This is a genomic window from Myxococcus vastator, assembly GCF_010894475.1.
GTDB classification, from domain to species: domain Bacteria; phylum Myxococcota; class Myxococcia; order Myxococcales; family Myxococcaceae; genus Myxococcus; species Myxococcus vastator.
On sequence record NZ_JAAIYB010000659.1, the window covers coordinates 1 to 3,412 of the forward strand.

Annotated in this window: 3 protein-coding genes; 2 read left to right on the forward strand and 1 reads right to left on the reverse strand. The window is 71.0% G+C overall.

Annotation, left to right across the window (positions count from 1 at the left end; all coding sequences use genetic code 11):
• Nucleotides 1-221: 221 nt before the first annotated feature.
• The gene (locus G4D87_RS35680) at nt 222-1,751 is read left to right on the forward strand and encodes a sensor histidine kinase (protein WP_163787216.1); all 1,530 of its coding nucleotides are present in this window, start codon (nt 222-224) and stop codon (nt 1,749-1,751) included.
• On the forward strand, nt 1,748-2,446 hold the full coding sequence (locus tag G4D87_RS35685) for a response regulator transcription factor (RefSeq protein ID WP_163787218.1): 699 nt from the start codon (nt 1,748-1,750) through the stop codon (nt 2,444-2,446). Before G4D87_RS35680 ends, G4D87_RS35685 begins: the two co-directional genes overlap by 4 nt.
• Nucleotides 2,447-2,453: 7 nt before the next feature.
• On the opposite strand, the gene G4D87_RS35690 is transcribed toward G4D87_RS35685, so the two are convergent.
• Nucleotides 2,454-3,152, reverse strand: a complete 699-nt coding sequence (locus G4D87_RS35690) for a class I SAM-dependent methyltransferase (RefSeq protein WP_176409928.1) — start codon at nt 3,150-3,152, stop codon at nt 2,454-2,456.
• Nucleotides 3,153-3,412 lie beyond the last annotated feature (260 nt).

Sequence of the window (3,412 nt, forward strand, 5' to 3'; positions counted from 1 at the left end):
GTCCCACCCACCCGACACCGGGCGGCCGCGTCCTGAGCGGGGAAGAAGGCGGCCGGCCCACGTCGCACGCCTGCCCCGCGACCCCCCATGCTTGCACCAGAACACCCCCGAAGTCGATGCCGTCCGCACACACCCCAGGTGGGTGGTGGACACTCCCTGGCGCGGGCGTGGATGAAACGCCACGAGCGTGTAGCGCCGGGTGGGAGTAAAGGAGGGGGGCCGTGTCCCGCACTCCGCCCCGCTTCCTCAACTTCCGGCGCACGTTCGCGCTGCTCATCGTCCTGGTGGTGGTGCCCTCCGCCGGCCTGTCCGGCTTCGGGGTGGTGGCCATCATCAACGAGCGCGCGGCCGTGGAGAAACGGCTGGAGGCCGCGTGGCGCGGCACCCTGGAGTCGTTGTCGGAGGAGCTGCCGGGCCTCCTCGCCTCGGCGCGCCTGGTGCCAGTGAATGGTCAGCTCCAGTTCGTCCTCCCCGACGGGCAGCCCGTGTCGGAGCCGGACGGCGCCTTCCGACTGGAGGATGGCCAGGTCCGCACCCGGGACACCCAGTTGGAGGAGGCGCTCAACACCGTGCTGCCAGAAGCAGGCGGACTGCCCACCGAGCCCACCGTCTTCTCGCTCACCGCGGGTGGACGCGCGGTGCTGGTGGCCGCCGAGCGGCGCGACAACGTGGTGCACGGCGTGCGGCTGTCGGTGCAGACGCTGGAGGCCCTGCTGGCCGAGCGCGTGGACTCCCGGGCCGTGTCCAGCGAGCCGGTGCGCTTCGCCCTGCTGCCCGTGCCCCGGGAGCCCTCCGAGGGCGGGCTGATGGGGCGCCTGGTGTCCGAGGTGGCGCAGGCGCGCGCCAGCGCCATGGGCCCCACGGGCCTGGCGGAGCGCGTGCTGCCCTCGCCCCTCCAGGACTTCCGGATGGTGGTGCTGCCCACCGGCGAGGACCCGGTGGCGCGCGCGTCCACGCGCAACCGCGTGCTGTACGGCGTGCTGCTGGGCCTGTTCTACCTGACGCTCACCTTCGGCGTCGTCTACACCGGCCGCGCGCTCTACCGCGAGGCGCAGCTGTCGCGGATGAAGACGGACTTCGTGTCGCTGGTGAGCCACGAGCTGCGCACGCCCCTCACGTCCATCCGCATGTTCATTGAAACCCTGGCCCTGGGGCGGCTGAAGGACCCGGCGCAGATGCAGGAGGTGCTCACCCTGCTGATGCGCGAGACGGAGCGCCTGTCCATCTTCGTCGAGCGCGTGCTGGACTGGGCGCGCATCGAAGGTGGGCGCAAGGTGTACCAGCGCGAAATCGTGCCGGTGCCGGAGCTCGTGGACGCGGCGGTGGAGGCCTTCCGCATCCAGCGCATGGAGGACGGCGTGGACCTGACGGTGGAGGTGCCAGACGGCCTGCCCGAGCTGGACGTGGACCGGGCCGCGGTGGCCGGCGCGCTGCTCAACCTGCTGCAGAATGCCTACAAGTACAGCGGGCCGGACAACCGCCGCATCACCCTCCAGGTCCGGGCAAGCGGCAAGGGCGTGGACCTGTCGGTGGAGGACAACGGCGTGGGCATTGCTCCCAAGGAGCGCAAGCGCATCTTCGAGCGCTTCTACCGCGTGGACAACCTGCTGACGCGCAGGACGGAGGGCAGCGGGCTGGGGCTGGCCATTGCCCGACGCATCATTGAAACCCACGGAGGCCGCATCTCCGTGCAGAGCGAGCCAGGCAAGGGAAGCCGGTTCACCATCCACCTGCCGGCGGGGAAGGCATGAGCGACAAGACACGGAGCATCCTGGTCGTGGAGGATGACCTGTCCATCCTCACGGGCCTGTCCATGAACCTGCGCTTCGAGGGCTACGAGGTGCTCCAGGCGCAGGATGGCCGCACGGGACTGGCGCGCGCGCTGGACGAGTCGCCGGACCTGGTGGTGCTGGACGTCATGTTGCCGGAGCTCAACGGCTTCGAGGTCCTCAAGGAGCTGCGCCAGCGCGGCCGGGACACGCCCGTCGTCGTGCTCTCCGCCAAGGGCCTGGAGACGGACAAGATTGTCGGCCTCAACCTGGGCGCGGACGACTACGTGGTGAAGCCGTTCGGCCTCCAGGAGCTGCTGGCCCGAATCAAGGCCGTGCTGCGCCGGCGCTACCCGTCCGCGGGGGCGGGCGCGCCGCCGCCGGTGACGTTCGGCGACGTGAGCGTGGACATGGCCGCCCGCACCGTCGCGCGCGCGGGCACCCCCGTGGAGCTCACCGCGCAGGAGTTCAAGCTGCTGGCGCACTTCCTCGCGCACCCGGGGCGCACCTTCACCCGCGAGGAGCTGCTGTCCGGCGCGTGGGGCTACCACTACGAAGGCAGCGCCCGCACCGTGGACAACTTCATGCGCCAGCTGCGCCTGAAGTTCGAGCCCGACCCGGAAGCCCCCCGCCACTTCCTCACCGTGCGCGGGCTGGGCTACCGCTTCGAGCGCTGACGGACGCTCACGGTCCGGCGATGCCGATGTGGCGCGAGTCCTCCAGGTCGAAGGGCTTGCCGTCGAAGCGGCCGTAGCGCTCGCGCGGCACCAACCCCGCCGCGGTGAGCGCAGCGTCCAGCTCCTCCGGAGAGAAGTGCCGCAGCTTGAGGCGGCGGATGGGGCTGGGCCCACCAGGGGCGCGCCGCTCGCGCAGGTGGAGGGTGAAGAGCGGGCGGCGGGGCTCCAGGCCGGCGCTGGGCGCCTCGTCGTCCCGAGGGAGCACGGGCTCGCGGGGGGTGTTGAGCACGTCGTAGACGAAGGAGCCGTCCGGCGTGAGGTGGTGACGCACCGTGGCCAGCAGCGCCTCCAGGTCGTCCTTCCCCGGCGCCAGCCCCAACGCGTGCTGGGGCGCGAGCACCAGCGGGAAGCGCTCCGACAGGCGCAGCGAGCGGAGGTCCGCCACCTGGAAGCGTGCCCTGCGTGAGATGTCCTCGGGCTCCGAGCCGCGCCGCTCCTCGGCGGAGCGAATCATCGCCTCCGAGGGGTCCACGCCCACGGCGTCGTGGCCATGTCCCGCCAGCGACCACACCACCCGGCCATTGGCGGCTCCCAACACCAGCACGGGCCCGCCCTGCTCGGCCGCCTGACGTGTGTAGAACAGGAGGTCCGGCTCCTGACCGACAAGAGAAAGTGGCATCCGGCCCCGCGCGTCATGACCACCCATTCGAGGAAGGAAGTAGCACGAATCCGGCCTCGCCCGGGACAGGCACGTACGCACGCTGGGAAGCGGATTACCCACATCGTGTCCGGCGCATGACGGACACACCACGCTTCGAGGCTGCTCGGGCTGGCACCGTCCTTGCGAACAAACGGGGATTGAACACGACGACCCACTTCGGGCCGGTCGGCTTTTCAGCAGGGGACGGTGACGAGATGAAGCGCGGATGGGGATGGGCGGGCGCGCTCTTCATGGCGGGCATGGTG